The sequence below is a fragment of the Marinomonas colpomeniae genome, from assembly GCF_014803385.1.
In the GTDB taxonomy this organism is placed as follows: domain Bacteria; phylum Pseudomonadota; class Gammaproteobacteria; order Pseudomonadales; family Marinomonadaceae; genus Marinomonas; species Marinomonas colpomeniae.
Genome location: NZ_JACYFC010000001.1, coordinates 675,002 through 700,597, shown reverse-complemented (window position 1 = coordinate 700,597; position 25,596 = coordinate 675,002). Strand labels below are relative to the sequence as shown.

Genomic DNA, 25,596 nt, shown 5'->3' with positions numbered 1-25,596 from the left:
TATAATGAACCCTATTATGCATAAGGCCTTTTTCATGAACATTGACCTATATCGTGTTTTCATGAAAGATTGATCATTATTAGTATTTAAGTGGATGATAAGAATGACAAATACGCACTATGATCTATTGCCTTGGCACAAGAGACAATCTGGTCATGAAGAGTCCCGTGAAAACGATTACCGTACGCCCTACCAGCGTGACCGTGCCCGCATCATTCATAGTGCCGCCTTTCGGCGCTTACAATCCAAAACACAAATTCTCGCTATTCGCCAAAACGACTATAGCCGTACACGACTAACCCACTCTTTAGAAGTGGCTCAAATAGGCAACGGCATAGTCCATCATTTAAAGCACAGTTCACCTGCCGAAGCCGATTTTCAAAAATGGTTAGCAGACGATGCATTAATTGAAACCGTTTGCCTTAGTCACGACATCGGTCATCCGCCTTTTGGTCACGGCGGTGAAGTGGCTCTTAATTATATGATGCAATCGAACGGTGGTTTCGAAGGAAATGCTCAATCCCTTCGTATCTTAGGAAAACGCGGTTCTTATTCTGAAACCTATGGAATGGACGTAACTCGCCGTACTTTATTGGGCATTTTAAAATACCCTGTTTTACACGAAAATGTCGTTGGAGCTTACCGAGAAAAACCCAATAACTTCCGTCAATTCAAAGCCTCCGATTGGGCACCACCAAAATGCGTTTACCATGAAGAGAAAGACCTTTTAAATTGGATTATTGAACCCTTTAGTGATTTCGATAAAGCGGCGTTGCAAGACGTAAGAGAAACTGAACCTGGTAGTCATTCAAAAGCTAAACATGCCAGCTTTGATACCAGCATAATGGATCTCGCTGATGACATAGCCTATGGTGTTCACGATTTAGAAGACGCCATAGTCCTAGGCATGGTTACTAAAGATATGTGGCTAGAGCACTTAGAACCAAAACTTACCGCCTTGGCATCTCCTTATTTATCCAAAAATCTAAATAACATACGAACACAACTTTTTAGTCGCCAAAGTCACCTTCGTAAAGAAGCCATTGGTGATCTCGTTAGTTGGTTTATTACATCTTGCCAAGTGGTCGAAAAACAAAATTTTGAACATCCACTATTGCGCTTCCAAGTCGGCTTACCCGAAGGGCAGCGTCAAGCCTTGTCTCTATTAAAGCAATTTGAAATGCAACACATAATCCAACGCCCAGAAGTTCAAATGCTTGTCTATAAAGGGCAACAGATGCTACTGGAAATGTTCGAAACCTATTCAGCAGACCCTAACCGCTTACTACCAAGAGAAATAGCCAATGAATGGCGTAAGAGTCAGGAAAATGGTGAAAGCGGCTTACGTATCATCTGTGACTACATGGCATCGATGACAGACGACTACGCCAGTCGCATGTATAACAAACTATTTGTTCCAAGTTTAGGATCTGTATTTGAACCTATGTAGCAAATCTATATAGCTCATGAATACGGTGATGCCTACCAGAGCTCTTGTCTATAATCTAATAAGAAGTGTATTGAAATTGAATTTTTTATATTGGACATTCGAAGAAAGGCAGGATTTTAAATAAAAAACCTTCTCTTTTTCCGTAAAGAGAAGGTTTGAATTCTTTAAAAAATTTACGCTTTTAGATCTAAACTTTCTACATCAATAGATTCGACTTCCTCAAAACCTTTTGTTTTCTTGAAAGACATATTGTGTACAAAATCACTGATTGCAGTAGATGGCTCTAGTGTTTTTAACTTAAGCTTAGCCATCACTTTTCGAGACATAGCAATAGACAAAATAGTAGCGTCTTCTAACGCTTCTGTTTCAGTATTTAACACGCCATCGACAGCAGTAACGACAATCAGTTTATCCGGAAGAATGGAAAATAATTCATTAGCAACTCGCAATGCAACACTGCAAACATAATCTCGGTATATTTCATTGAATTTTGTATTTGGCAGCTTTTTAACTGATAACTTCCCACTCTTAAGTAAACCTTTCAATTTACTCGGAACGATTATCGCTCCATTCACTTTAACGGTCACCTCTAGCAAGCCGTTAGTCTTCGTTGATACAGAAAATTCTGACCCAAGATTAGACATTTCTGTAAATGGTTGAAGTGCTTCTATAGTTTCTAATTTTGCTTTTTCTTCTGAGTTTAAAAGCGCTTTAGCCAGATCAACATTTTCTTGCCAAGTCTCTACTTCACGATTCCAAGCAGGCAATTGATACTCATGTGCTTTTTGATCTAAAGTGATTGCATCTTCTACCACTTTTAACAATATGGCCTTTTTCTTTTCAACTCTATTCAAAAACCGATCTATCAAGTTCGGTTTATAGTTATTAACCTCTAGCAGAGCTTTCTGCTCATGCTCGCGTGCCTTAATAGGTTCTTCAGGTTTTGGAGATGTTTGTATGCTGCGCCAATTGATTTTGGCGCCACATTCTTTATGCATAGATTGAATAACATCGATGTAGTTTTCATAAACATCAACATCATAAGCAGCTTGCTCTAAAACAGACATAGCATCATATTTTTCATGCTGTTCTTTCAACTCATTTTGTCGAATTTTTTCATCCCGCTCTGCAATATTAGCTTCAGCACCAGCAGATCGAATAGTCCCTTTCCAACCCATATTAAATTCCCTTTTCTTGATTTTTTGGTAAAAAATTAGTCATATTACGAAACCTAATGAAGACTAAAAAATGATAATATGACCATTAGCTTAGTCTCGAAATATTATAAATACACCTATATTTTAATAAAACTTAATACATACGTCTCTAGTAATATTAGTAGCGTTAAGTTCATACTGTTTGAGAATAATACTCATAAGGCTGGCTTTTTGCACTACTAGCTTTAACCTTTTATCTAACTCTACTCAAATTTCAGCAAGCTACTCGTTTTTTAGATACTAAAAAGATACACAATAACTAAATTTAAAGATAAAAAAGTCATTCTAAAGAATGGTTTTTTTATCACCTCGCGACATCTAACATTTATGTATCGGGCGCTAAAAAAACAAGACACAATAGTCTTTCTTTTACACCTAAATAAATTAAATTATTTATCTTAAAATATACAATTCTTTGTGAAATCTTTCGCTTCTGTTGCAGTCCAATCACCCTTAGGTTTTTCTTTCATATCTGAACACCAACCCTCACTTCCTACTTCAGGTGAACAAGCAGTAAGGAGAACAACAGAAACAGACAACATAATAATTTTTTTCATAAAACATCCTAATTTTATTGATAATAATACGCCTCATCATAAGGCTAAATTTCACGTTACTATAGGAAAGCTAAAGCAAGTAGCTTGAAATCGTTTTTGAGATTTCTGACATTGAGGTTTTGCCTGTAAATTCAAATCTCACTTTGCCCAGTGCAGAAAAGTATATTTCTAGCTCAGAATCAAGGTCCAATGTACCAGATGTTTCGACGGAGTAAGCAACGATGTTTTTGTAAGGTAAGGTTGTAAAATCCTTCTTGCTCCCTGTAATTCCTTGAACGTTTACCGCTATAATTCTTTTATTCGTAAAGACAACGCCATCACGCATGGATTTATACGAATCAATTATAGACTCATCATCTAACAGAAAATCACTCACCTTCTCAGCAAAATCAGAATCCTGCTTAAGTTTAAAAACACTTTTATTATCAAAATCTATCATCAAGAATCCTTGTTGGTTAGCGCTATTTTAAACGGCTTATTATAGCTGCTGAATACTAGCATCGAACTACCTTTTGAAACCATGACAGAATTCGGACGGCTGTTTACTACAAGCTTAATTTAGAATTTAAAAGAGAAGTGTAGAAATCGAAGAGGATAATCAGTACAACAAACCAGCTGTTGTACTGATTATTTTAGAAAAATTATAGCTGAGTATGAAGGCCACACTCACGGTTAGAAAGACCTTTCGTTGGATCAAAATAGTTCTGAACATTTGGCAAGTTATTCTCATTCAAATATTTTTGCATGTCAGCTTCTTTCCAATGTAAAAAAGGCGCAACTTTAATAACACCATCCGCACCTTGGCTAATCACTTCCATATTTTTTCTAAATTCTGTTTGCTCAGCCCTAACACCTGTAATCCAAACGTCAGGTGCAACTTCTTTTAAAGCTCTAGTAAAAGGCTCAAGTTTAAAGTTTTCAGTGAATTCAGTATGGCGTTCTTCGCCTACATCAGGCACACCACCAAAGGCATTATCCCAACGTGCTGCAGTAATTTTCGGCGTATAAACTTTCACATCGAGTCCAAGTGAACCAATTAATTTTTCAGCAACAACATAGGTATCTCGGGTGTTATAACCAGAATCGGCCCAAACAACGGTAATGTCTTTTTTAGCCGCAACGGCAGTATGCAAAACAACCGCTTCGAACGGCCCAAAGTGTGTAGATACAATAGAGTTATTACCCTGTTTAACAGCCCACTCTATGATTTCAAGAGGTGTTGCATCAGCCAACTCATTATTCATTTTTGATATATCAATCATACAAAAACCTATAAAAACAATCTAAAAAATAATATTTGGCTAGAATGCCATTAATTGTATAAATTATCTACGTAGTTAATAAGAATCTTCTCTAATAGAGTAAAAAGACAAAGAGTTTTTTAGTAATATGACTTGCTACAATTCACGGTTTTTTGATACGAAAAGATATGATAGAGATAGTATCTGAGCTGATACCGCCCTTAGTTAATCATAGATATATTGACCTGAAAATTGGTGAAGCCATTGTCCGAGTACAATACGACACAACCCCCGAAACAGCTTTTAAAGTAATAGATCGAATTATTGCGCTCTCCACGAGCAGACACAAAAAAACTATATGACAAAGCGTCTCCAGTAAATTTTCTGATTTACTGGAGACCAGCCATTGAAAACGATTCTCAATTAATATTGCATTATAGATATTCCAAACTAAGCTTAAAAAAACAATTACATTCCATAGAAACTGAATAGGGTGTTTTCTATAGATTTTAGGGATATCTATGCAGCTGAATCAAAATTATTTCAAACTTTCCAAAATCATTATTCGCCTTATGCAGGCTACTGTTATTTTTATAGCGATTGTCTTTCCTATATTACATCAGCAATACATCAGCCCATCATTTGAAAAGATAATTTTGCAAAGTGCAGAAAACGATGCTGAAAGAGTGACAAAATACATTACTCATGCAATTTTTCTAAAAAATAAAGAAACCACCTCCTTAACAGAAAAATTTAAAAGCGATGAGTTCAACATCACACCAGAAGAAAGAGAATTCCTCAACGATGCCGTGCATTATTTTGAGCTATGGAAAATAAAATTTTTCAATTCAGAAGGAAAAGTGATTTTTTCAACCATCAAAAGTGAAGTCGGAACAGTCAATACCAAACCCTATTTCAAAGCGAATCTAGCTAAAGGCAACTCCTTTATTACGACATCCTATAGGGAAATCAATCCAGAAACGAAACCACACTACTTTGCTGAAGTGTATATTCCTATTATGGAAAAAGGTGCATTCATTGGTGTTTTAGAAGTTTATTACGACCTTAATCTACGTAAAGAAAAAACAAATTTTCTTATCAACAACATCACTATCATGTTCATTTTCTCATCTATTGTTAGCATCACGCTAATTATCATTATGAGCTTCATATTAGATAAATTGCGTAAAACACAAACAGGTTATCAAGAAAATCTATTTAACCTAGCGAGCCAAGATAGTCTTACAAAACTGCTCAATCGTGAAAGTATGGATTTTAGTATCAAGCAAGCAATTGAAAAACATGAAGAGTCTCACATCGACTACTCACTTATCATGTTTGATATAGACCATTTTAAAAATATTAATGACACGCATGGTCACCAAGCAGGAGACGATGTACTCATAGAGTTATCGAAGATAATAAATAATAGATTACGTGAGTCAGATATCTTGGGGCGCTATGGCGGTGAAGAGTTCATTGTTTTATTGCCGAATACCAATGCAATAGGCAGTAAAACGGTTGCGGAAAATTTAAGGAGGATAGTTGAAAAAGCCTCAATTCAAACCTGTGCAGGTAAGCTACATATCACCATCAGCATTGGTGTCGGCACCTTCACTGATATTGAAGAGTTAAACCTACATACATTAATTAAAGACGTCGATGAAGCCATGTATCAATCAAAGAGAAATGGTAGAAACTTAGTTTCTTATATCCAGCACTCTAACAATAAAGAAATCTAAGTCGGTTTCTTTTCCTGTAAAAGCATCTCCATGAACTTGGTAAACCGCTTTCGTCGAAATGAGCTCTCACTTCATTTAGGCAGATAAAAACTCCAGAATCAATTATCGCAAAGAGAATTCCTAGAGCGAGGTCAAACGATAATGCCGAGCAAGGTCAAACGATAATGCCGAGCAAGGAAATTCAGTTTGTGCTAAGCAATAAAAGCTGATACCAAAATCAAAAAAGGTGTAAGAAGAAGAAATTAGAAAATGCTAAAACTCTCGCCCAAGAAGAAGCACATCTTCTGTGATATATTCCTCCTGAGCGATATTTGGTAGCACTCCCCACAACTCAAACCCTTGTCGAGTAAAGAAACCTTGGCTTCTCTTGTTACTTTCGTAGACATAAGCAACCAGATGACTAAAGCCAATATCCATACGATGGTTTTCTATATGAGAGAGGAATTTTCGGCCTAAGCCTTGGCTATGGTAGGCGGGTGAAACATAAAGGCTAATTTCGGATGCACTATCAAAAGCAGGCAAACCGTAGAAAGGTTCTATAGAGCACCAAGCAATGACGTCACCTTGATATTCAATGACTAAAAAAGGATGTTTATCTGTGGTGGTTTCGATCCATTCGATGACATCAACCAAGCCAATACCTTGGTATTGCCTGATCGTTTGTTCGAAAGCGTTTCGTTGTTGAAATATGGCAAAAATATGAGGAGCATCGTCGAGTACCGCGGTACGAATACTCCCCATATTATTATCCTGTTTCATTATACTATTACTAGCCTTGTTCAAGTAGACTACGTAAATCGATAATTGCTGTATTTGCGCGGGCAATATAGGACGCCATAACCAAAGAGTGATTAGCTAAAACACCAAAGCCACTGCCATTTAATATCATTGGGGCCCAAACCGTTTCTTGCGTTGCTTCTAACTCACGAATAATTTGGCGCAAGCTGACCAATGCATTTTTATCTTGAAGAGTAAAAATAAAATCGACTTCTATTGCTCGTAGCATGTGAATTAGTGCCCAGCTTGTACCTCGCGCCTCATAAAATACATTATCGACTTCTAACCAAGGTGTACGAACATAACGGCTGTCGCCATCTATTTGTTGATCGTCTCCTCCTTCCTCTTCGATAACACTAGCAGATAAGCGCTGAGATAAACTACCTAAACGAGTACTCACATCAGACAACCAATCAGAAAGATTATCTGCACGAGCATAAAATTGCGCGTCAGATACCGCTAGTCGATCAAGGTATTCCATCAGTTCATTATTACCGCGACGGTATTCACTCTCACTAGAAGGTAATGCCCAACTGTTATTATCAAAATTAAATTGAGGCTCTGCTATTTTCAAATTAACATCTTCAGTGGACTGAGACTGAGAACGGCTAAATTCTTTACGAAAGGATCTTGCCAAATCACGAGCCTGAACTAAAACGCCAAACTCCCAAGAAGGCATATTGTCCATAAAGATACCCGGTGGCATTACATCATTGTTAGTAAAGCCGCCTGGTTTATCTAATAATGTTCCGACAATTGAATGGAGTGTGCTTGCGGTTGTATAACCAACAACCAATTTTTTGCTGTTGTTTAAATAGCCTTTTTCTGTGGCTTTTTCTTTTGCGGTTGCTACCACATCAAATTGATCTGGCTCATTGCTCCAGTACATACCTAAAAAGGTTAATAACACGCCCGCTACAACAACAATAGAAACGATAATTTTCCAAAGTCCTGACAAGTTAACACTTGCTTTTAAACGTTCTAATTTATCGGCTAACCATGACATTATTGACCTACCTTAATCTTGTTGTAATTCTACCATATAGTCTGCGCGACCTAGTGTCATCGCACGTACACGGAATTCTGTAACACGGCTGTTAATAATTTGATAAATCAAACGTGCTTCTTTGTCATTTGGCCAATGTATTGCGATTGATCGCTCCGTTTTAGCCACTTCATCTATGATAGGCTGAATCTCTTTAATTATCTCTTCTTCGGGCAAACTAAACAGTGTTTTTGGTAAAAAATACTTATCTTTATTGAAGACTGCTTGCCCTGCTCCCTCAACAGATTTTTTTGAGCTATAAATGGCCTCGTTTTTACGTTTTGTTTTCAGATCTTCTATTCGAGCGTCTACTTCAATGATTAGTGGATCTTGAGGGTTAACAGAACGAGCTGAATCTAAATAGCGAGAGGCTTTGACATAATCGCGGCTAAGTACAGCACGCCAAGCCCAGTTGGTATAAGTTTCAACTATGTTAGCAATACCTTGAGTTGCCTCAAAATTGCCAGGTTCTCTACCTAATGCCGCCTGAAAATACAGGTTGGCATTATCTTCTACGGGCGTTAAAAAACGCTCCTCTGCAAAAGCTTGTTGACCTCTTATAATAAGACTTTGTGTTATTTTCTCTGATGCAGACAATACCAGAACTTTAGGCTCTGAAGGTTTTATCGCTGTTGCACCATCACGACCATTTTCAGCACTCTTAGTTACTTCTACTGTCTCTAATGAGGTTGTATTTCCGGCAGACGGAGAGTTACTCCACCCACATCCTGTAATAAAAAACACAGAAAATAGAAAAGAAAATAGATTTTTATTCAATTTGTCCCCTTGCGATTGGCAACTTTAAGGTGGATTGGTAGTCTACACCTTCTACCTAACGTGATGAAATATGGTTTACTTATTTTAAACCTACACGTTCAACTTGATTGAAGATGTTTATGCGCTTATTTGTTCTGTTATTTTTGCTTTTGTTCCAAAATATTTCTATGGCATTCACGTTTGCCCCAACGTCCAACTTAACTAAGCCTGACTTTTTACCTGTCGAGCAAGCGTTCCAGCTTTTTGTGTCTGAACCGCAAGACGGTAAACTTATCGCAGAATGGCAAATTCATGATGGTTACTATTTATACCAAGAACAATTTAATTTGTCTGGTAAAGACGCAGAGAAATTACACTTTTCACCTTTCCCTCAAGGTGAAACCAAACAAGATCCTTATTTTGGAGAAGTGACAACCTATCGCAACAAAATCACCTTACCTATTTATTATGACATTAATCTTCCTGCAGGAACGAAAGTAAACGCGACTCTAGGTTTTCAAGGGTGTGCGGATGCAGGATTGTGTTATGCACCACAAAAAGTACAAATTAATTTTACTGTTCCGCTTTTGTCTTCACCTGATCTTGGGGCGCAATCTCAGTCTACGAATGTAAGCAGTGCTAGTATTACAAATCCGTCAATAAATAGTATTGCACCTTCTGAATCTCAGTCTGTCAGCCTGCTTCTTGAATCTAGCAGCCCTTGGACAGCATTAGTTGTACTGTTTGGTTTAGGGCTATTACTCTCTCTCACGCCTTGTGTATTACCTATGGTGCCTATTGTTAGCGCAATTGTAGTAGGTACGCGCAGCTCAAAAACAGGGGCATTTTACTACAGTTTAGTTTATGTACTTGCGATGGCATTCACTTACGCGGCCATTGGTGGTTTGGTTGGTATTTTTGGTACTCAGCTTAATTTACAGGCGCAATTACAGAACCCTATTTTACTAGCCGTTAGTGCGGTAATTTTCCTTCTACTATCGCTGGCTATGTTCGGCGTTTATGAACTCAAACTCCCTTCGTCTTGGCAACAAAGACTGCAGACATCGACGAATCACTCCAATTCAGTTTGGCGTACAAGTGGAAGTGTTTTCCTAGCGGGTGTTTTATCTACTTTAATCGTGTCACCTTGTGTATCTGCGCCATTGGCAGGCACACTGCTTTACATAAGTGGACAAGGTAATGCCTGGTATGGCGCTATGATGCTATTCATCATGGCATTGGGCATGGGAGTTCCCTTGTTACTCGTCGGGCTTTTTGGCCCTAGAGTATTACCTAAAAATGGAGAATGGTTACAAGATATTAAGAACTTGATGGGATTTGGTTTAATAGCCGTCTCTATTTGGTTAGTGACACGCTGGTTACCAGAGAATACGCATTTGTATTTATGGGGCCTTTTAGCGATCGCGATTAGCAGCTATTTCATTCATCGAGCTTCTCAAGATACTTCTCACCCTATTCGTTGGTTTTTAGCTATGGGGTTCTTCCTTGTGGGTACCGTGGAGTTTTTAGGTGGGACTATGGGCAATACATCCTTACTACATCCATTAAAGATGTCACTTTCGACGACATCTACTAACGGTACCGTAAAAGAAACAGCCACCTTTGATGCGAGTATCAAAAGTTTAAGTGAGCTTAATAACATAGTGGCTAATCAAGATGGTCGTCCAGTTATGCTGGATTTATACGCTGACTGGTGCATTAGCTGCAAGGAAGTAGAAGCTATGTTTGTATCACCTGAGATACAACCTATGATTAGTAAAGTACAACTAATCAGAGTTGATGTGACAGAAAACTCGGCTGAGAACAAAGCTTTGATGAAAAAATTCAATCTATTTGGACCTCCATCATTGATCTTTTTAGACGCTCAAGGCAAAGAAAGGCAGTCTTTGACGCTTATGGGAGAACCAACAAAAGCAGATATTATTGAACGCTTAAACTTTATTATCAATGAGTAATACTTCTTAACTTCTCAGTGAGTTTACTAGAGATTAAAAAAAGACCATCACAAACATTTTTAGGTTTTTTTGCCGCATAACTGGACAATATCCCGCTTTTTATCGATAATTTCCTGCTACATGCTTTTATATTTGTATGCTTTATAAAAGCTGAGCCCTAAATACACTTTTAGAGCTAGATACCAATTTTATTATATTCAGTGAATGTCATCATCACTGAACCACAAATACAGACAGAAGAGATTAATCATGGACATTCGTAAAATTAAAAAGCTAATCGAACTTTTAGAAGAATCTAACGTTTACGAGATCGAAATTAAAGAAGGCGAGGAAGCTGTTCGTATTAGCCGTGGTGGTGCCCCTGTGATGGCACAAATGGCTGCCCCTGTGATGGCTGCTCCTGTTGCCGCAGCACCTGTTGCTTCCGCTGCTCCAGAAGCACCAGCAGTAATTGCTGGGCACGTGATTAACTCACCAATGGTTGGTACTTACTACAAGTCTTCAGCGCCAGGCGCTAAGTCTTTCATCGAAGTAGGCCAGAAAGTAAATGCTGGCGATACAATTTGTATCGTTGAAGCAATGAAAATGATGAACCAAATTGAAGCCGACAAATCTGGCACAATTGGCGCAATTCTAGTTGAAGACGGCGAGCCAGTTGAATTTGATCAACCACTTGTTACTATCATTTAATAACCCAAACAATAGGTTTCATCATGCTCGATAAGGTATTGATTGCTAACCGAGGCGAAATCGCGCTACGTATTTTACGTGCGTGTAAAGAACTTGGTATCAAAACCGTTGCTGTTCACTCTAAAGTTGACCGCGACTTACTACATGTACGCCTTGCAGACGAATCTATCTGCATAGGTCCAAATCCTTCAGCACAAAGTTACCTGAATATTCCAGCGATCATTAGTGCTGCAGAATTAACAGACACCTCTGCGATACACCCAGGCTACGGTTTCCTTGCGGAAAACGCAGACTTTGCTGAACAAGTTGAAAATTCAGGCTTTGCTTTCATTGGCCCTAAAGCCGAAACAATTCGCCTTATGGGTGATAAAGTTTCTGCAATTAAAGCAATGAAAGAAGCTGGCGTTCCTACCGTTCCTGGTTCAAATGGCCCTGTTCCAACAGATCCAGCTGAATGTATACGAATTGCTCATGAAATCGGTTTTCCGGTTATCATTAAAGCCGCTGCAGGTGGCGGTGGCCGTGGTATGCGCGTTGTTCACAACGAAGGCAGCCTACTAAAATCAATCAGCATTACACAGTCTGAAGCGGGCTCTTACTTCGGTGATAGCACGGTTTACATGGAAAAATTCCTACAAAACCCTCGTCATGTTGAAGTTCAAGTATTGGCTGACGGTCAAGGCAACGCGGTACATTTATACGACCGTGATTGTTCTTTGCAACGTCGCCACCAAAAAGTATTAGAAGAAGCGCCAGCACCAATGCTAGACGAGACATCTCGACAAGCATGTTTTAAAGCCTGTGTTGATGCTTGTATTAAGATTAACTACCGCGGTGCTGGTACGTTTGAATTTTTATACGAAGATGGTGGATTTTACTTCATCGAAATGAATACTCGTGTTCAAGTAGAACATCCAGTTACTGAAATGGTAACGGGTGTTGATATCGTAAAAGAGCAACTTCGCATTGCAAGCGGCTTGCCATTGTCAATGAAACAAGAAGACATCAAACTGAATGGTCACGCTGTTGAGTCTCGTATCAACGCGGAAGACTCTAAAACCTTCATGCCTTGCCCAGGTAAAGTGGATTATTTCCATGCGCCAGGTGGTATGGGTGTTCGTGTTGACTCTCACCTGTACAGTGGTTATACAGTTCCGCCAACGTATGACTCAATGATTGCTAAAATCATTTGCCATGCACCAGACAGAACCGCTGCTCTAAAACGTCTTTCAGGCGCATTAGATGAAACCTTCATTGATGGTATTAAAACCAACATTGAACTTCAAAAAGAATTAGTAAATGATACTAACTTCATTGCTGGTGGTGTAAATATCCACTACTTGGAGAAAAAACTCGGTCTATAAGACGGTAGTTTTACCCCTGGTGATAATATAAATCACTAGGGGTCATCATTTTCCTCTCGCCTCTCACGCCAAGCTTCGTTATCCTATTCATGTTTGTTAACTGTTGGACTCCACTTTATGCCTTGGCTTCAAATATGTATCCACACTACTCCTGATCATGTTCCCGCTTTTGAAGATACACTTCTAGAATGCGGTGCTATGGTTGTTACTTTTGAAGATGTTCATGATGACCCAGTATACGAACCAGAGTTGAACACCACACCACTCTGGAAGAATACTAAGGTCACAGGTCTATTCGAGGCCGATACAGATGTCGAAGCCGTTCGTCCTTTACTTGAGCATAAAGCCGCCTCTATTGGTGAATCAGAGATTGATTTAAAAATCGAAATATTAGAAGACAAAGATTGGGAAAGAGAATGGATGGACAGCTATCATCCTATTCAATTTGGTGAGCGCCTTTGGGTATGTCCAAGCTGGCGCGAAGTACCAGACCCTAAAGCGGTTACGCTGATGCTTGACCCAGGTTTAGCTTTTGGCACAGGCACTCATCCAACCACTGCCTTATGCTTACAGTGGCTAGACAGTATTGATTGCCAAGACAAAACCATCATCGATTATGGTTGTGGTTCTGGCATTCTTGGTATTGCAGGTTTATTACTTGGTGCAACCAATATGGTTGGTATCGATATAGACCCTCAGGCTGTTCAAGCAACAGAAGCCAATGCAGAACGCAACAAAATTGATCCAAGCCGTATTGAAGTAAAACTACCGCCTTATGAGTCTGACTTACAGGCAGATATTGTGGTCGCAAATATCCTTGCGGGTCCACTTGCTCATTTAGCACCAACCATTTCAGCCTTGGTTAAGACGGGCGGTCAGTTAGCACTTTCAGGTATTCTTGCTAATCAAGCAGAAGAAGTGATTCACGCTTACCAAGAGTGGTTTACCATTGACGCCATAACAGAGCGCGAAGAATGGGTTCGTATTGTTGGTACTAAGCACGCATAACGCTTATAAATATACAAAAGCACTCACTCACACATTTAGTACAGTTTTTAATAGGAAGATACTAGCTCATGGCCGATAGCTTAATTACACGTTGCCCAAAATGTTCAACTGCATTTCGTGTCAGCGAGGAAGTATTAAGCATGGCCAAAGGCAAAGTACGCTGTGGCCAGTGTTTTCATATATTCGATGCAAGCAAAACGCCTAACAACACAGAAAAAGTGACTCCAAAAAAAGAACCTATAACACCTAAAAAACAGCCTTTGGCCCAACCATTTAACGACAAACCATTAACCGAATCCGTGGTTAAAGCAGCAGAATCTGAAAGTATTAATACGACAAGCAATAGCATTTCTGTTGAAGACGATACGGTTAATCCAGATTGGCTGCATACCTTGTTTGACGATGAAGACTTATCTCCTATTGGCGAACAAAAAACACTAAAAACCAAAGAAACTGAAGACGCAGCTCGTACTCAAGACAACGGGGGGCCTAAAACATCACCTTCGAATAATCCAGATACTACTAAAAGAAAAGCGAGAACAGAGCAGCAGAAACAAGATGACCTAGCACCTTGGGAAGTAGAACTGGCTGAAGTAGAAGCCGCGCTTAAAACATCTCCAATTAAGCCTAGACAAACTACAACTCAAGCAGCACAACCCAAACAAACAAAGTCAGAAGCGCCAAAACAGCCAGCACAAGAACCAGACTACATGGTTGCGTTGCAGTCATTAGCTCAATCCGCCTCTGAACAGACACGTCCATCAGATATAAAAAATCAGCATTCTATTCTCGAGCAACTATCCGCTCAAGAAAGCCTTGCTCCATTATTAGAAGAAAATGAGACAACAACTCGCCCGAAGAGCAATCACCCTTGGATGTGGTTTTTTGCCTCATTGCTGGGCCTGGCTTTGTTAGTTGGCCAAGTTGCCATGCATTTTTTTGATGAAGGTAGCCGCTCCCCTAATTTTCGGTCCTTTTACCAAATAATCTGTTCTTACTCTGGTTGCGCCCTACCTGGTTTTGAAGACGTTAGCGCCATTACCACTCAACATGTGCGTATACAAAGTCATCCATCCATTCCAAATACACTTTTAGTGAATGCGATTATCACCAACACCAGCAGTTTTTCCCAACCTATGCCAAAAATAGCATTGGAATTTTTTGATTTAAACGGTGCGCCAGTTGCTGCAAGATTATTTTCACCTAGTGCGTATTTACACAAAGATTTCCTCGATATTACCTACATGCCACCAAACACACCTATTCACTTAGTTATTCCTATCCAAGACCCAGGCGCTAGAGCAGTGACGCACCAGCTAAAAACCTTCCCTTCAGACACTCGCTCCCACTAGTTTTAAGGTATTTTTGAACTAAGCTAAAAAAAAGAACAAAAAACAGTCAATTTTTAGTCTGTCAAGACTTCAAAAATAGCAATTGCATAGGTATTATTCACGCCCGCTCGACGCTGTCGACGATCTTTAACAATCAATCCAGTATTCAGGAATATCATGGCATTTGCTATTGGCCCATATTGCGTTGACAAACCTATTATTCTAGCTCCAATGGCTGGTGTAACAGATTTGCCTTTTCGCCGTCTTTGCCATGATCAAGGCGCAGGTTTAGTCGTATCTGAAATGGTTACGTCTGATGTTCGTTTATGGAACACGAACAAAAGTCGACATCGTTTAATTCATGATGCGGAAGTTTCGCCAAGATCCGTTCAAATTGCTGGTGGCGACCCTGAAATGATGGCTGAAGCAGCACAACAGAACGTTGAGCTAGGCGCACAAATCATTGATATTAATATGGGTTGTCCTGCAAAAAAAGTCTGTAACAAGGCCGCTGGCTCTGCATTACTCAAAGACGAAGCACTTGTTCGTGAAATACTGGAATCGGTTGTAAATAGTGTTTCTGTCCCTGTGACTCTAAAAATACGTACAGGATGGAGTCTCGATCAGAAAAACGGTTTAGTAATTGCAAAAATGGCAGAAGATATTGGCATTAAAGCCCTGGCGATTCATGGACGTACTCGTGAATGCAAATTCCAAGGGCAAGTTGAATATGACACTATCGCAGAGATCAAACATCACCTGAGCATTCCTGTTTTTGCTAATGGTGATATTAAAGATCCTGAAACGGCCAAATTTGTAAAAGACTACACTAAAGCAGACGGCATTATGATTGGTCGGGCTGCTCAAGGTAGACCGTGGATATTTCGTGAAATAAATCACTATTTAGAAACAAACGAATTGTTAGCACCTCCATCGTTATTAGAGGTGAAACAGCTTGTCATCAATCATGTAAGCGCCCTGCACCAATTTTATGGTGACTATTTGGGTGTGCGTATTGCTCGCAAACACATTGGTTGGTACTTGCAGACGTTAGCGGATAAAACACAATTTCGCAGTTTGTTTAATCGTATTGATAATACGCAAGAGCAACTTGATAAATTAGAAGAGTTCTTTGTTTGCCAATAGGTAAACAAACCTTGTACTTAATGCATTGAATAGCAAAAAGAAGTTCAACAAGATGTATCTTTTTGATATTCAGTTCACATTAATAAACGGTTAGCTTTAAAAATAGAAGGTCATTCTGTGGTAGAACAAACTCATAATTATACGTTTCAAGCCGCTTCTTCAGAACAGTCACAAACTCTACGTGACAATGTTGAAAAAGCACTACAAAACTATTTCGCTCATCTTGATGGGCAGCCAATAACAGACTTATATCAGTTAGTCTTAGCTGAGGTTGAGGCGCCTTTGCTAGAGTCTGTAATGAGCTACACAAAGGACAATCAAACAAAAGCATCCACCATCCTTGGTTTGAACCGAGGTACGCTTCGCAAGAAGCTAAAGCAATACGGCATGCTATAAATACAACAAAAAAGGGCGATTTTCGCCCTTTTTTTGCTTTATATTCCCCTTGTTTATTTAGTGTTAATTAATTGCGAGAACCATGATGGCAAATCTAGAAAAAGTTACTCCAATCAAACGAGCGTTAATCAGCGTTTCCGACAAAACAGGCATTGTCGAATTCGCACGTGAGCTTACTGCTCAAGGCATTGAAATTCTTTCAACTGGTGGCACTTACGCCTTGTTGTTAAAAAATAATGTCGCTGCAACTGAAGTGTCCGATTACACAGGCTTCCCAGAAATGATGGATGGTCGTGTAAAAACACTTCACCCGAAAGTGCATGGCGGCATACTTGGTCGTCGTGGTATCGATGGCGCTGTCATGAAAGAACATGGTATCGACGAAATCGATATGGTTGTCGTAAACCTTTACCCATTCGAAGCAACGATTGAACGCCCAGATTGCGATTTGCCAATGGCTATTGAAAACATTGATATCGGTGGACCAACTATGGTTCGCTCAGCAGCGAAAAACCATAAAGACGTTGCTATCGTTGTTTCTCCATCAAGCTACGACAGCCTACTGGCTTCATTAAAAGCTGATGGTGGCTTAACTTACGATCAGCGCTTTGATCTTGCTGTTCAAGCATTTGAGCATACGTCTCATTATGATGGTGCAATTGCCAACTTTTTAGGTAAAAAAGTAGCAGGCGGCAGCGAAGATTTCGCACGTACCTTTAATCTACAATTCAACAAACAAGAAGAAATGCGCTACGGTGAGAACCCTCATCAGAAAGCAGCATTTTATGTTGAAGCCAATCCAAAAGAAGCATCTATTAGCACAGCAAAACAAATTCAAGGTAAGGCATTGTCTTACAACAACATCGCTGACACAGATGCGGCACTTGAATGTGTAAAAAGCTTCGAGAAGCCTGCTTGTGTCATTGTTAAGCACGCGAACCCTTGTGGCGTAGCAACAGCAGCAACACAATTTGAAGCATATGACCTTGCCTTCCAAACAGACCCAACGTCTGCGTTTGGTGGCATCATTGCGTTCAATCAAGAATTAGATGCTAAAACAGCGCAAGCTATTGTCGATCGTCAATTTGTTGAAGTAATTATCGCCCCTAGCGTCAGTAAAGAAGCGACTGAAATTGTTGCCGCAAAACAAAACGTCCGTGTTTTAGAGTGTGGCCAATGGTCAGCAGACAAACCTGCTGCATTAGATTACAAACGTGTTAACGGCGGTTTGTTAGTTCAAGACCGTGACGATGGCTGCATCACATTAGACGATCTTAAAGTGGTCTCTAAACGCCAACCAAGCGAAGCAGAATTGAAAGATTTGTTGTTTGCTTGGAAAGTAGCGAAATTTGTTAAATCTAACGCCATTGTTTACGCAAAAGCAGAACAAACTATTGGTGTTGGCGCAGGACAAATGAGCCGAGTATACAGTGCGAAAATTGCGGGCATTAAAGCCGCTGACGAAAACCTTGAAGTACCAGGTTCTGTTATGGCTTCAGATGCTTTCTTTCCATTCCGTGATGGCATAGACGCAGCAGCTGCAGCCGGTATTACAGCGGTCATTCAGCCTGGCGGTTCAATGCGCGATGTTGAAGTAATTGCTGCAGCAGACGAAGCTGGTATGGCAATGGTCTTCACTGGCATCCGTCACTTCCGCCATTAATAAGTAGTCATAAAAGGTATTATTGCTAGAGGAGCCTCATTAATGGCACTGCTAGCAAGATACGTTCAATATTGACTCATAGATTTTGCGATAAAGGATTTACACAATGAAAGTTCTTATTATTGGTAACGGCGGCCGCGAACATGCACTTGCATGGAAAACAGCGGAATCAAGCGATGTCAGCAAAGTATTCGTTGCCCCTGGTAATGCTGGCTCAGCAACAGAAAACAAAGTCGAAAACGTTAACATTGGCGTAACAGACATTGATGAATTAGTTGCTTTTGCAAAACGCGAAAGTATTGATCTAACAATTGTTGGCCCAGAAGTTCCTTTAGTACTTGGCGTTGTTGACGCATTCGAGAAAGAAAACTTAGCTATCTTTGGCCCAACGGCAGCGGCTGCACAGTTAGAAGGCTCCAAAGCCTTCACTAAAGATTTCTTAGCACGCCATAACATTCCAACAGCAAGTTATGGTAATTTCACCGAAATCGCCGCAGCAGTGGCTTATATCAAGCAACAAGGCGCTCCAATCGTAATAAAAGCGGATGGTTTAGCAGCAGGTAAAGGCGTTATTTTGGCACAAACCGAAGAAGAAGCTATTGAAGCGGTCGAAGACATGCTGCAAGGCAATTCATTTGGTGATGCAGGCAGCCGAGTTGTCATCGAAGAGTTTTTATTCGGTGAAGAAGCCAGCTTTATTTGTATGGTTGATGGCGAAACTGTTTTACCTATGGCCACCAGCCAAGACCATAAAGCACGCGACAATGGTGACTTAGGTCCTAACACTGGTGGCATGGGGGCATATTCTCCTGCTCCTGTTGTGACGCCTGAAATACATGATCGCATTATGAACGAAGTAATCATGCCAACGGTAAAAGGTATGAATGCTGAAGGCAATCGCTACCGTGGTTTTTTGTACGCTGGCGTAATGATTGGACCTGATGGCACACCAAAAACATTGGAATACAACTGCCGCTTTGGTGACCCTGAAACACAGCCTATTATGATGCGCTTACGCTCTGATTTGGCAAAAATGTGTTTGGCGGCTATCAATGGCAAGCTTGATACTGTAGAAGCAGATTGGGATCCTAGAGCAAGCTTAGGCGTTGTTCTTGCCGCTGGTGGCTACCCTGCTGATTACCCAAAAGGCGATATTATTTCTGGGTTAGATAAAGCACTTCCAGCGCACCAAAAAGTTTTTCAAGCTGGAACGGCATTAAAAGACGGGAATGTAGTCACTAATGGCGGCCGTGTACTTTGTGCTGTTTCATTAGGCGACACCGTTGCTGATGCGCAAGCTGGCGCTTACGATGTTGTTAAAACCTTAGCCTGGGATAAAGTGTACTTCAGAACTGACATTGGCCATCGAGCTATTGCCCGTAAATAAAAGAAGACTCAAACATTAAGCAAAAAAAGGCCTCACTTCATTGATAAACAAAGTGAGGCCTTTTTTATTCGAAAAATAAGATCTATTTTTTCAATTGAGACTCTTTTCTATCTAGCCACGCCTTGAAAAGGCGGCCCAGCTCTAACACCAACAAACCAAAAATCACACCAGCAACCCAATCTAGTCCCAACACAAATCCGAGGGCAACGACAATACCGTACCCATATATTAGGTTAGTGCGCGTTGCTGGGGTTGATTGTCGAGTGAACCAAGTCGCTACGATTAACACCAAACCAAACCAAATATAATACTCTACTAAAATTGGATATAGCATTTGACCCCTTATCTAGTTGATAATGATAGTCTGTTTTGTATTCAACAAGCGTGGACTATTTTTTGTTTTCTCGATTAATTTTACTCTTTTTACTCTGCGCCTCCAACCTTGTCTGGAGCGCAAACACTATTGCGATTATTGATAACCACAATGATGTTGTAAATATAGCCGAAACTGGTTATTACTTTATTGACGACAATAAAACACTCTCACTTGATGCCATTTCATCCGATGAATACTCAAAGCGTTTTCGACCAATAAATAGTGATTATTTACGATTAGGCATTGTGAAAGGAAATGTTTGGGTTCGCACCGACATTGCGATTCAGTCTACAGAAAGTACGCCTATATTATTAGAGATAAAATCCCCAAGAGTACAGTACTTAGACATATTTTTACCTAGCCGACATGAAGTTCAAGCTCAAGTCCAATTAGGTAATGCACGCCCTTATAACAATAGAAACATAAAAGCGCCAAACTATCTTTTTACTATTCCAACTAATATGCCTCCTGTTTTTACAGTTTATATAAAATTGTCTTCACATCTTCCTATGAACGCAGGAATAGAGCTAAAAACCTTATCTAAACTGAGCTCGGATAATCAAAAAAACCTCACTATCACAGGCACTCTGATTGGTATATTACTGACACTGTTTATTAGTAATCTGTTCTTTTATGTCAAATCGTCGCACCCAATGTATTTGATATACAGCTTTTTACTTGTTGGCATTGTCATTTTGCATTTGGCTCTTCACGATCAATTTGCTCAATTTTTTCCGAACATCATTGGGATCCAAGAACGTATTTATAACGCTGCGTCTTTATTCTGTCTTAGCTCCATTGTTTTCTTTTCTAGGCTTTATTTGGATACAAAGAGGTATTTTCCTACTTTTGATAATTTATTAATCGCGATAGGATCACTCAATATAATATTTGCGTTTATTTTTACATTATCACCAGAAAGCATCAGCATCATCGTATTGTCATTATTGGTTGTCTCTACTCTAATTTGCCTTACCGTCCACGCTATTATTTCCTTTATCAAGAATGTGCCTTTCTCTGGATATTATCTAATAGCTCGATCAACGCTTCTTATTGGTCATTTCTTCTGGGTAATGTCCATTTACGGCATTATACCTAGTGCAACGTTATTGGAATGGGGCTTGACTGTAACCATCATCATTGAAGCACTCATCCATTTTACAGGAATGATTGTTCAAACAACGCCATTACTCAGTAAACATACATATGGCACTCGCCACTCACAAGCTGAAACTTTTGACCTTTTAGCCGATTTATCGAGTCGTCTTCGTCGTCAAATTAACATCATAGGTGGAGGGTTAACCCACCTTGAACAAGCAGCACAATCACCAGACACCAAAACATTACTCACCAGTACTCAAACAGCAAACAACAATATTAAAAGTTTAATCGAGCGAATCGACTGCATCAGCGACATAACAGACAGTGTCTTGCGAGAGCAAGCAACTCCGATTTTTCTGAATCAATTAATTGACAACGCTCATAATAATTTTCAGCGCTTAGATCAAGACAATACACTAGTAGAATTTAATTCTAGTACATCTGATCAGGTAGAAATTTTACAAAATGCACCTACTATTCAACACTTACTTGAGGTCATTACACAAGAGTTCAAACACTTTACTGACCAAGTATTAACCATCAATATTACCCATCATGACATCAGCAGAGAAGGCGTTACTATATTAGAAATCAATTGTTATCCACTACCGACTAGAGTCCATGAAAGCACTGCGGATTTCGACTTTGGTATGGGTTACATAGCGCTTTTAATACAGCATTTAAAAGGTGAAATGCGTCTTTCAGAAGATGGTCAAGTACGAAGCGTTAATATCAAAATTCCTATTCGAGCTCATGTTCGTCATCTGACTTACGAGACAAAACAACAACATCAATTTCATATCATTTTGTTCGGACAAGAAGATGAGGATCTGCAAAAGACCCTTACATTATTGCAAAGCAATCCGAACCAGATTGAACATTTCTCTACTCTAGAAAGTATGCTTGAACACTTAGAGAGCCCTGGAACAAGACAATTTGTCACTATAATTTTAGTCTTTGATAATGGGGGACATATCCCTCACATTACTCAGCAAAGACTAACACCTCTAATGCGTAATGAAGACCAATGTTTGCTCATCAGCAATAACATTAAAATGTCGCTTGATTACGCCAAAAAACTTGGGTTTGATGACATTTTGGCTTGTACCGAATTAGAGCAGAAGTTCACACAACAACTTTCACACCTAATCCAGAAAGGTGATAGGCTAAAGAATGCATCCTTGTCACGAGTCAACTCTTTGCGTAAAACACCTTGAAGCCAAACAACGAACCTTGAATAATACGAATAAAGGGAAACAATATGGACTGCTTATTTTGCAAGATAACTAACGGCGATATCCCAGCAACTATTTTATATGAAGACGATGACGTCATCGCTTTTGAAGATATTATGCCGCAAGCTCCAACCCACTTCCTTGTTATCCCTAAGCGTCATATTAGTACGCTAAATGACCTTACTGACGAAGACGCACCTGCTATTGGAAAATTGCAAATTACTGCGGCAAAAATTGCAAAACAAAAAGGCATCAGTGATGCAGGTTACCGAGTCGCCATGAACTGTAACGAAATGGGCGGACAAACGGTGTACCATATTCATATGCACGTACTGGGTGGTCGACCAATGACCTGGCCTCCTGGCTAACAAGAGGAAATAATATGATCTCTTTTCTAGATAAAGCCGTATTACAATTTGATCGAGCATTACAAACACTCGTTCCCCATGCTGCCAATGCATCCCGCCCCTCGCCGGCCAACTCAATTGATGAAGGCGAGTTAGATGATGCTGAACGTAAGCACGCTTCTGGATTAATGCGAATTAACCACACAGGCGAAGTCTGCGCTCAAGCGCTTTACGCAGGTCAAGCAACAACAGCCAAGCTTGCTACTGTGCGTGAAGATATGGAGCACGCTGCAGACGAAGAAATTGATCATCTCGTATGGTGTGAACAACGAATTTATGACTTAAAAAGTAAGCCTAGTATCCTAAATCCATTTTTTTATGGCGCTTCCTTTGTGATAGGTGCTGGGGCTGGCTTTATAAGCGATAAATTAAGCTTAGGTTTTGTTGCCGCAACAGAAGAACAAGTGTGTATTCACCTTCAAAAACACATGACGACCTTGCCAATGCAAGATGAAAAAAGCAAAGCCGTTTTAATGCAAATGCACATAGACGAAGCCAGACACAAAGAAATGGCTTTAGAAGCTGGCGGTTACGAATTCCCGCAAGCGGTTATGTCCATCATGACTCAGATATCTAAAGTCATGACCACTACTACTTATCGGATTTAATCATGAACAGAGACCTTCACTCTATTCGCCGAGACTATCAATTCGACGATCTTTTAGAAGACCAAGCGGGTAATGACCCCCTTGCTTTATTTGATACTTGGCTAGCAAAAGCGATTGACGCTTGCCCTGATGATCCTACCGCCATGACTCTAAGTACGGTTGATTCAGGCGGACGACCTCATGCTCGTGTGGTACTACTAAAACAACGCAATGAGCTTGGCTTTTCATTTTTTACTAATTACGACAGTGAGAAAGGCCAACAACTGATGCAAAACAATCAAGCCTGTATGACGTTTTTTTGGCCCGCTCTTTCTCGCCAAATTCGCATTGAAGGCACAATTGAAAAAGTAGCTCGTGATGTATCTGAAACGTATTTCGCAAGTCGTCCTCGCGGAAGCCAATTGGCAGCGAGAACCTCTCAGCAAAGTACTGTGATTGATAATCGTGGCGTATTGCAAAAAGCGTTTGAAAATGAAGAATTAACGTTTGAAGATCAAAACGTTCCTTGTCCTGATAACTGGGGTGGTTACGTATTAAAACCAACCTTCATTGAATTTTGGCAGGGCCGACCAAGCCGACTTCATGACAGAATTTGTTTTACTCAAAAAGACGATGATTGGCTTAGAGCTCGAAAAGCACCTTAACGCCCTCACCTATGACAATCAAAGCAAGAGCCTAAATGTTAAACTTATTCGCTCTTCTTTGATTCGTTTTCTTACAGGTAATGAGTGTTGCCACAGCACTTGAATAGAGGAACTCATAATTAACCAGCTCGCATCCTCTAATTCTATTTTGTGTTTCACCTTATGGTCTGCTTTTAAACGAAAGAGAAAGTCTCTTTGCGCTCCAAGGCTTAACATGGCAACAACAGGTGCAGGACCTAATGCTTTTTCATCATCCGAATGCCAGCCCATATAATCTTCTCCATCTTTATACCAATTAAGCAAAACCGAGTTAAAGGGCTGCTGAGCCAAGGCTTCGGCCTCTGCTTTAATAGGTAACAACCACTCAGGCCAACCTTCCCCATAGTGGTCCTTGCCGGTATAGCGATAACAAATTCCAGTATTAGCAACAAAGGCCACTTGCCTTGGCACTAAAACGTCGCGCCCAAACATAGATAAGCTCTCTCTTTGCCAAAGCGCATTAGACTTAAGTAACAGCATGAGCTCCTGCGAGCTTGAGCTAAAAAATGAGTGTCGGTATGATGGCTTAGCTTCCATTCAACTATTTACCTTGGATCTCAATGCAACCTTCCTCAATTGATGCGTTAGTAAAACGCAGTAATTTTTTAGACGCTTACCGTGGCTTAGGCGTTCTATTAATGATTGTATTCCATTTCTGCTGGGATTTACGTAATTTCGGTTTCATGGAATATTCCATTTACGACCCTTTCTGGGTGTATTTCCGTAGCCTTATTCTAACGCTATTTATGACCGCCATTGGTTGGTCGACCTACCTAACCTTCAAAAAAAATACATTAGCTGAAAACACTCTCTCTAAAGGAAGCTATCGAGCATTTTGGAAGCGTGATGCCAGACTGTTTTTCGCTGCAGTCGTTATTTCATTGGCAACTTATATAGCAACACCAGATCAGTGGATCTTCTTTGGTATTTTGCATTTTATATTTGTAGCCTCGTTGATCACCAGACCATTAGCCAAATGGCCACTTGTATCAGCTTCTATAGGTGCAAGCATAGTCGCAGCTTACCACCTCACTGACTTGCTAGTGTTCCCAGGTGCATTTGTCATGATCACCAACTATCTTGACCTTCCACAAAGAACGCTCGACATCGTCTTTCCGTTTCCATGGATTGGCGTTGTTTTAATAGGCCCTTTGTTTGGTTATTTAAATTGTCAAAAATGGCCAATACCTGAACATGCTTTAAGCCACATTTTGGCATTTATGGGACGTTACGCTTTACCAATTTATCTTGTACATCAAGTTTTTTTATTCGCACTCGTTGCTGGGTTTAAAATGGTGCTTACGCTTTAATACTGGTCAATTGTCGTGCACTATTTTGTTTTACTGTTCTCTAGGAAAAATAAAAATAAATAGACAAAAATACCCTTTCCTATCTTGCCTATTGCAAAGTTTATGATTTATGAGGCAAACAAAGTAAGTG

25 protein-coding genes are annotated in these 25,596 nt (G+C 40.0%); 16 read left to right on the top strand and 9 right to left on the bottom strand.

The annotated features are described in order from the left end of the window. The first annotated feature begins 103 nt into the window (after window positions 1-103). Window positions 104-1,450, top strand: coding sequence for an anti-phage deoxyguanosine triphosphatase (locus IF202_RS03345; RefSeq protein ID WP_191593438.1), 1,347 nt, complete (start codon window positions 104-106; stop codon window positions 1,448-1,450). Window positions 1,451-1,623: 173 nt separating this feature from the next. Here the strand turns inward: IF202_RS03345 and IF202_RS03340 are convergent, their stop codons facing one another. From IF202_RS03340 to IF202_RS03325, 4 genes are all read right to left on the bottom strand, one after another. Next, on the bottom strand, window positions 1,624-2,628 hold the full coding sequence (locus tag IF202_RS03340) for a hypothetical protein (protein WP_191593437.1): 1,005 nt from the start codon (window positions 2,626-2,628) through the stop codon (window positions 1,624-1,626). 437 nt (window positions 2,629-3,065) lie between these two features. Next, window positions 3,066-3,224 (bottom strand): DUF3012 domain-containing protein, encoded by a 159-nt coding sequence (locus IF202_RS03335; protein ID WP_191593436.1) that lies wholly within the window; start codon window positions 3,222-3,224, stop codon window positions 3,066-3,068. A 70-nt stretch (window positions 3,225-3,294) separates the two neighbouring features. Then, window positions 3,295-3,663 carry a PH domain-containing protein gene (locus tag IF202_RS03330; protein WP_191593435.1) on the bottom strand — a complete coding sequence of 123 codons (369 nt, stop codon included), beginning with the start codon at window positions 3,661-3,663 and terminating at the stop codon, window positions 3,295-3,297. Window positions 3,664-3,865: 202 nt separating this feature from the next. Beyond that, complete coding sequence (locus IF202_RS03325; protein ID WP_191593434.1) at window positions 3,866-4,486, bottom strand: phosphoadenosine phosphosulfate reductase domain-containing protein; 621 nt, start codon at window positions 4,484-4,486, stop codon at window positions 3,866-3,868. A gap of 500 nt (window positions 4,487-4,986) precedes the next feature. Between IF202_RS03325 and IF202_RS03320 the strand changes: the two genes are divergently transcribed. Further along, window positions 4,987-6,207 (top strand): GGDEF domain-containing protein, encoded by a 1,221-nt coding sequence (locus IF202_RS03320; RefSeq protein ID WP_191593433.1) that lies wholly within the window; start codon window positions 4,987-4,989, stop codon window positions 6,205-6,207. Between the two features lie 252 nt (window positions 6,208-6,459). On the opposite strand, the gene IF202_RS03315 is transcribed toward IF202_RS03320, so the two are convergent. From IF202_RS03315 to IF202_RS03305, 3 genes are read right to left on the bottom strand one after another with little or no spacing between them, the layout of a single operon-like run. Continuing rightward, a complete protein-coding gene (locus IF202_RS03315; RefSeq protein ID WP_191593432.1) occupies window positions 6,460-6,948 on the bottom strand; it encodes a GNAT family N-acetyltransferase in 489 nt (162 codons plus the stop codon). A 28-nt stretch (window positions 6,949-6,976) separates the two neighbouring features. Next, entirely contained in the window at window positions 6,977-7,990 is a 1,014-nt protein-coding gene (locus IF202_RS03310; RefSeq protein WP_191593431.1) for a DUF2333 family protein, read from the bottom strand. 12 nt (window positions 7,991-8,002) lie between these two features. Next, the gene (locus tag IF202_RS03305; protein ID WP_191593430.1) at window positions 8,003-8,806 is read right to left on the bottom strand and encodes a tetratricopeptide repeat protein; all 804 of its coding nucleotides are present in this window, start codon (window positions 8,804-8,806) and stop codon (window positions 8,003-8,005) included. Between the two features lie 119 nt (window positions 8,807-8,925). On the opposite strand from IF202_RS03305, the gene dsbD reads away from it, so the two are divergent. The 9 genes from dsbD (at window position 8,926) to purD (ending at window position 19,746) form a co-directional block, all read left to right on the top strand. Then, window positions 8,926-10,761: a protein-disulfide reductase DsbD gene (gene dsbD / locus IF202_RS03300; protein ID WP_191593429.1), complete on the top strand. Its 1,836-nt coding sequence runs from the start codon at window positions 8,926-8,928 to the stop codon at window positions 10,759-10,761. A 249-nt stretch (window positions 10,762-11,010) separates the two neighbouring features. Then, window positions 11,011-11,451: an acetyl-CoA carboxylase biotin carboxyl carrier protein gene (gene accB, locus IF202_RS03295; protein WP_191593428.1), complete on the top strand. Its 441-nt coding sequence runs from the start codon at window positions 11,011-11,013 to the stop codon at window positions 11,449-11,451. A gap of 23 nt (window positions 11,452-11,474) precedes the next feature. Next, complete coding sequence (accC, locus tag IF202_RS03290; RefSeq protein WP_191593427.1) at window positions 11,475-12,815, top strand: acetyl-CoA carboxylase biotin carboxylase subunit; 1,341 nt, start codon at window positions 11,475-11,477, stop codon at window positions 12,813-12,815. 117 nt (window positions 12,816-12,932) lie between these two features. Next, window positions 12,933-13,823: a 50S ribosomal protein L11 methyltransferase gene (prmA, locus tag IF202_RS03285; RefSeq protein WP_191593426.1), complete on the top strand. Its 891-nt coding sequence runs from the start codon at window positions 12,933-12,935 to the stop codon at window positions 13,821-13,823. A gap of 68 nt (window positions 13,824-13,891) precedes the next feature. Continuing rightward, window positions 13,892-15,175, top strand: a complete 1,284-nt coding sequence (locus IF202_RS03280) for a zinc-ribbon and DUF3426 domain-containing protein (protein WP_191593425.1) — start codon at window positions 13,892-13,894, stop codon at window positions 15,173-15,175. Window positions 15,176-15,331: 156 nt separating this feature from the next. Further along, window positions 15,332-16,300 carry a tRNA dihydrouridine synthase DusB gene (gene dusB / locus IF202_RS03275; RefSeq protein WP_206705350.1) on the top strand — a complete coding sequence of 323 codons (969 nt, stop codon included), beginning with the start codon at window positions 15,332-15,334 and terminating at the stop codon, window positions 16,298-16,300. A gap of 117 nt (window positions 16,301-16,417) precedes the next feature. Continuing rightward, complete coding sequence (gene fis / locus IF202_RS03270; protein ID WP_191593424.1) at window positions 16,418-16,696, top strand: DNA-binding transcriptional regulator Fis; 279 nt, start codon at window positions 16,418-16,420, stop codon at window positions 16,694-16,696. An 85-nt stretch (window positions 16,697-16,781) separates the two neighbouring features. Continuing rightward, the gene (gene purH / locus IF202_RS03265) at window positions 16,782-18,359 is read left to right on the top strand and encodes a bifunctional phosphoribosylaminoimidazolecarboxamide formyltransferase/IMP cyclohydrolase (RefSeq protein WP_191593822.1); all 1,578 of its coding nucleotides are present in this window, start codon (window positions 16,782-16,784) and stop codon (window positions 18,357-18,359) included. A gap of 106 nt (window positions 18,360-18,465) precedes the next feature. Continuing rightward, window positions 18,466-19,746: a phosphoribosylamine--glycine ligase gene (purD, locus tag IF202_RS03260; protein WP_191593423.1), complete on the top strand. Its 1,281-nt coding sequence runs from the start codon at window positions 18,466-18,468 to the stop codon at window positions 19,744-19,746. Between the two features lie 82 nt (window positions 19,747-19,828). Here the strand turns inward: purD and IF202_RS03255 are convergent, their stop codons facing one another. Further along, the gene (locus IF202_RS03255) at window positions 19,829-20,080 is read right to left on the bottom strand and encodes a hypothetical protein (protein WP_191593422.1); all 252 of its coding nucleotides are present in this window, start codon (window positions 20,078-20,080) and stop codon (window positions 19,829-19,831) included. 62 nt (window positions 20,081-20,142) lie between these two features. Here IF202_RS03255 and IF202_RS03250 point away from each other — a divergent pair, with 62 nt between their 5' ends. Genes IF202_RS03250 through pdxH form a run of 4 tightly spaced genes read left to right on the top strand, consistent with a single transcriptional unit; the run spans window position 20,143 to window position 24,117 of the window. Then, window positions 20,143-22,440 (top strand): 7TMR-DISM family protein, encoded by a 2,298-nt coding sequence (locus IF202_RS03250; protein ID WP_191593421.1) that lies wholly within the window; start codon window positions 20,143-20,145, stop codon window positions 22,438-22,440. A gap of 44 nt (window positions 22,441-22,484) precedes the next feature. Continuing rightward, window positions 22,485-22,826: a histidine triad nucleotide-binding protein gene (locus IF202_RS03245; protein WP_191593420.1), complete on the top strand. Its 342-nt coding sequence runs from the start codon at window positions 22,485-22,487 to the stop codon at window positions 22,824-22,826. A gap of 14 nt (window positions 22,827-22,840) precedes the next feature. After that, window positions 22,841-23,473: a 2-polyprenyl-3-methyl-6-methoxy-1,4-benzoquinone monooxygenase gene (coq7, locus tag IF202_RS03240; protein ID WP_191593419.1), complete on the top strand. Its 633-nt coding sequence runs from the start codon at window positions 22,841-22,843 to the stop codon at window positions 23,471-23,473. A gap of 2 nt (window positions 23,474-23,475) precedes the next feature. Next, the gene (pdxH, locus tag IF202_RS03235; protein ID WP_191593418.1) at window positions 23,476-24,117 is read left to right on the top strand and encodes a pyridoxamine 5'-phosphate oxidase; all 642 of its coding nucleotides are present in this window, start codon (window positions 23,476-23,478) and stop codon (window positions 24,115-24,117) included. An 18-nt stretch (window positions 24,118-24,135) separates the two neighbouring features. On the opposite strand, the gene IF202_RS03230 is transcribed toward pdxH, so the two are convergent. Continuing rightward, the gene (locus tag IF202_RS03230) at window positions 24,136-24,636 is read right to left on the bottom strand and encodes an alpha-ketoglutarate-dependent dioxygenase AlkB family protein (protein WP_235963183.1); all 501 of its coding nucleotides are present in this window, start codon (window positions 24,634-24,636) and stop codon (window positions 24,136-24,138) included. An 80-nt stretch (window positions 24,637-24,716) separates the two neighbouring features. Here IF202_RS03230 and IF202_RS03225 point away from each other — a divergent pair, with 80 nt between their 5' ends. Continuing rightward, window positions 24,717-25,466, top strand: a complete 750-nt coding sequence (locus IF202_RS03225; protein ID WP_191593416.1) for a heparan-alpha-glucosaminide N-acetyltransferase — start codon at window positions 24,717-24,719, stop codon at window positions 25,464-25,466. The last annotated feature ends 130 nt before the right edge of the window (window positions 25,467-25,596 follow it).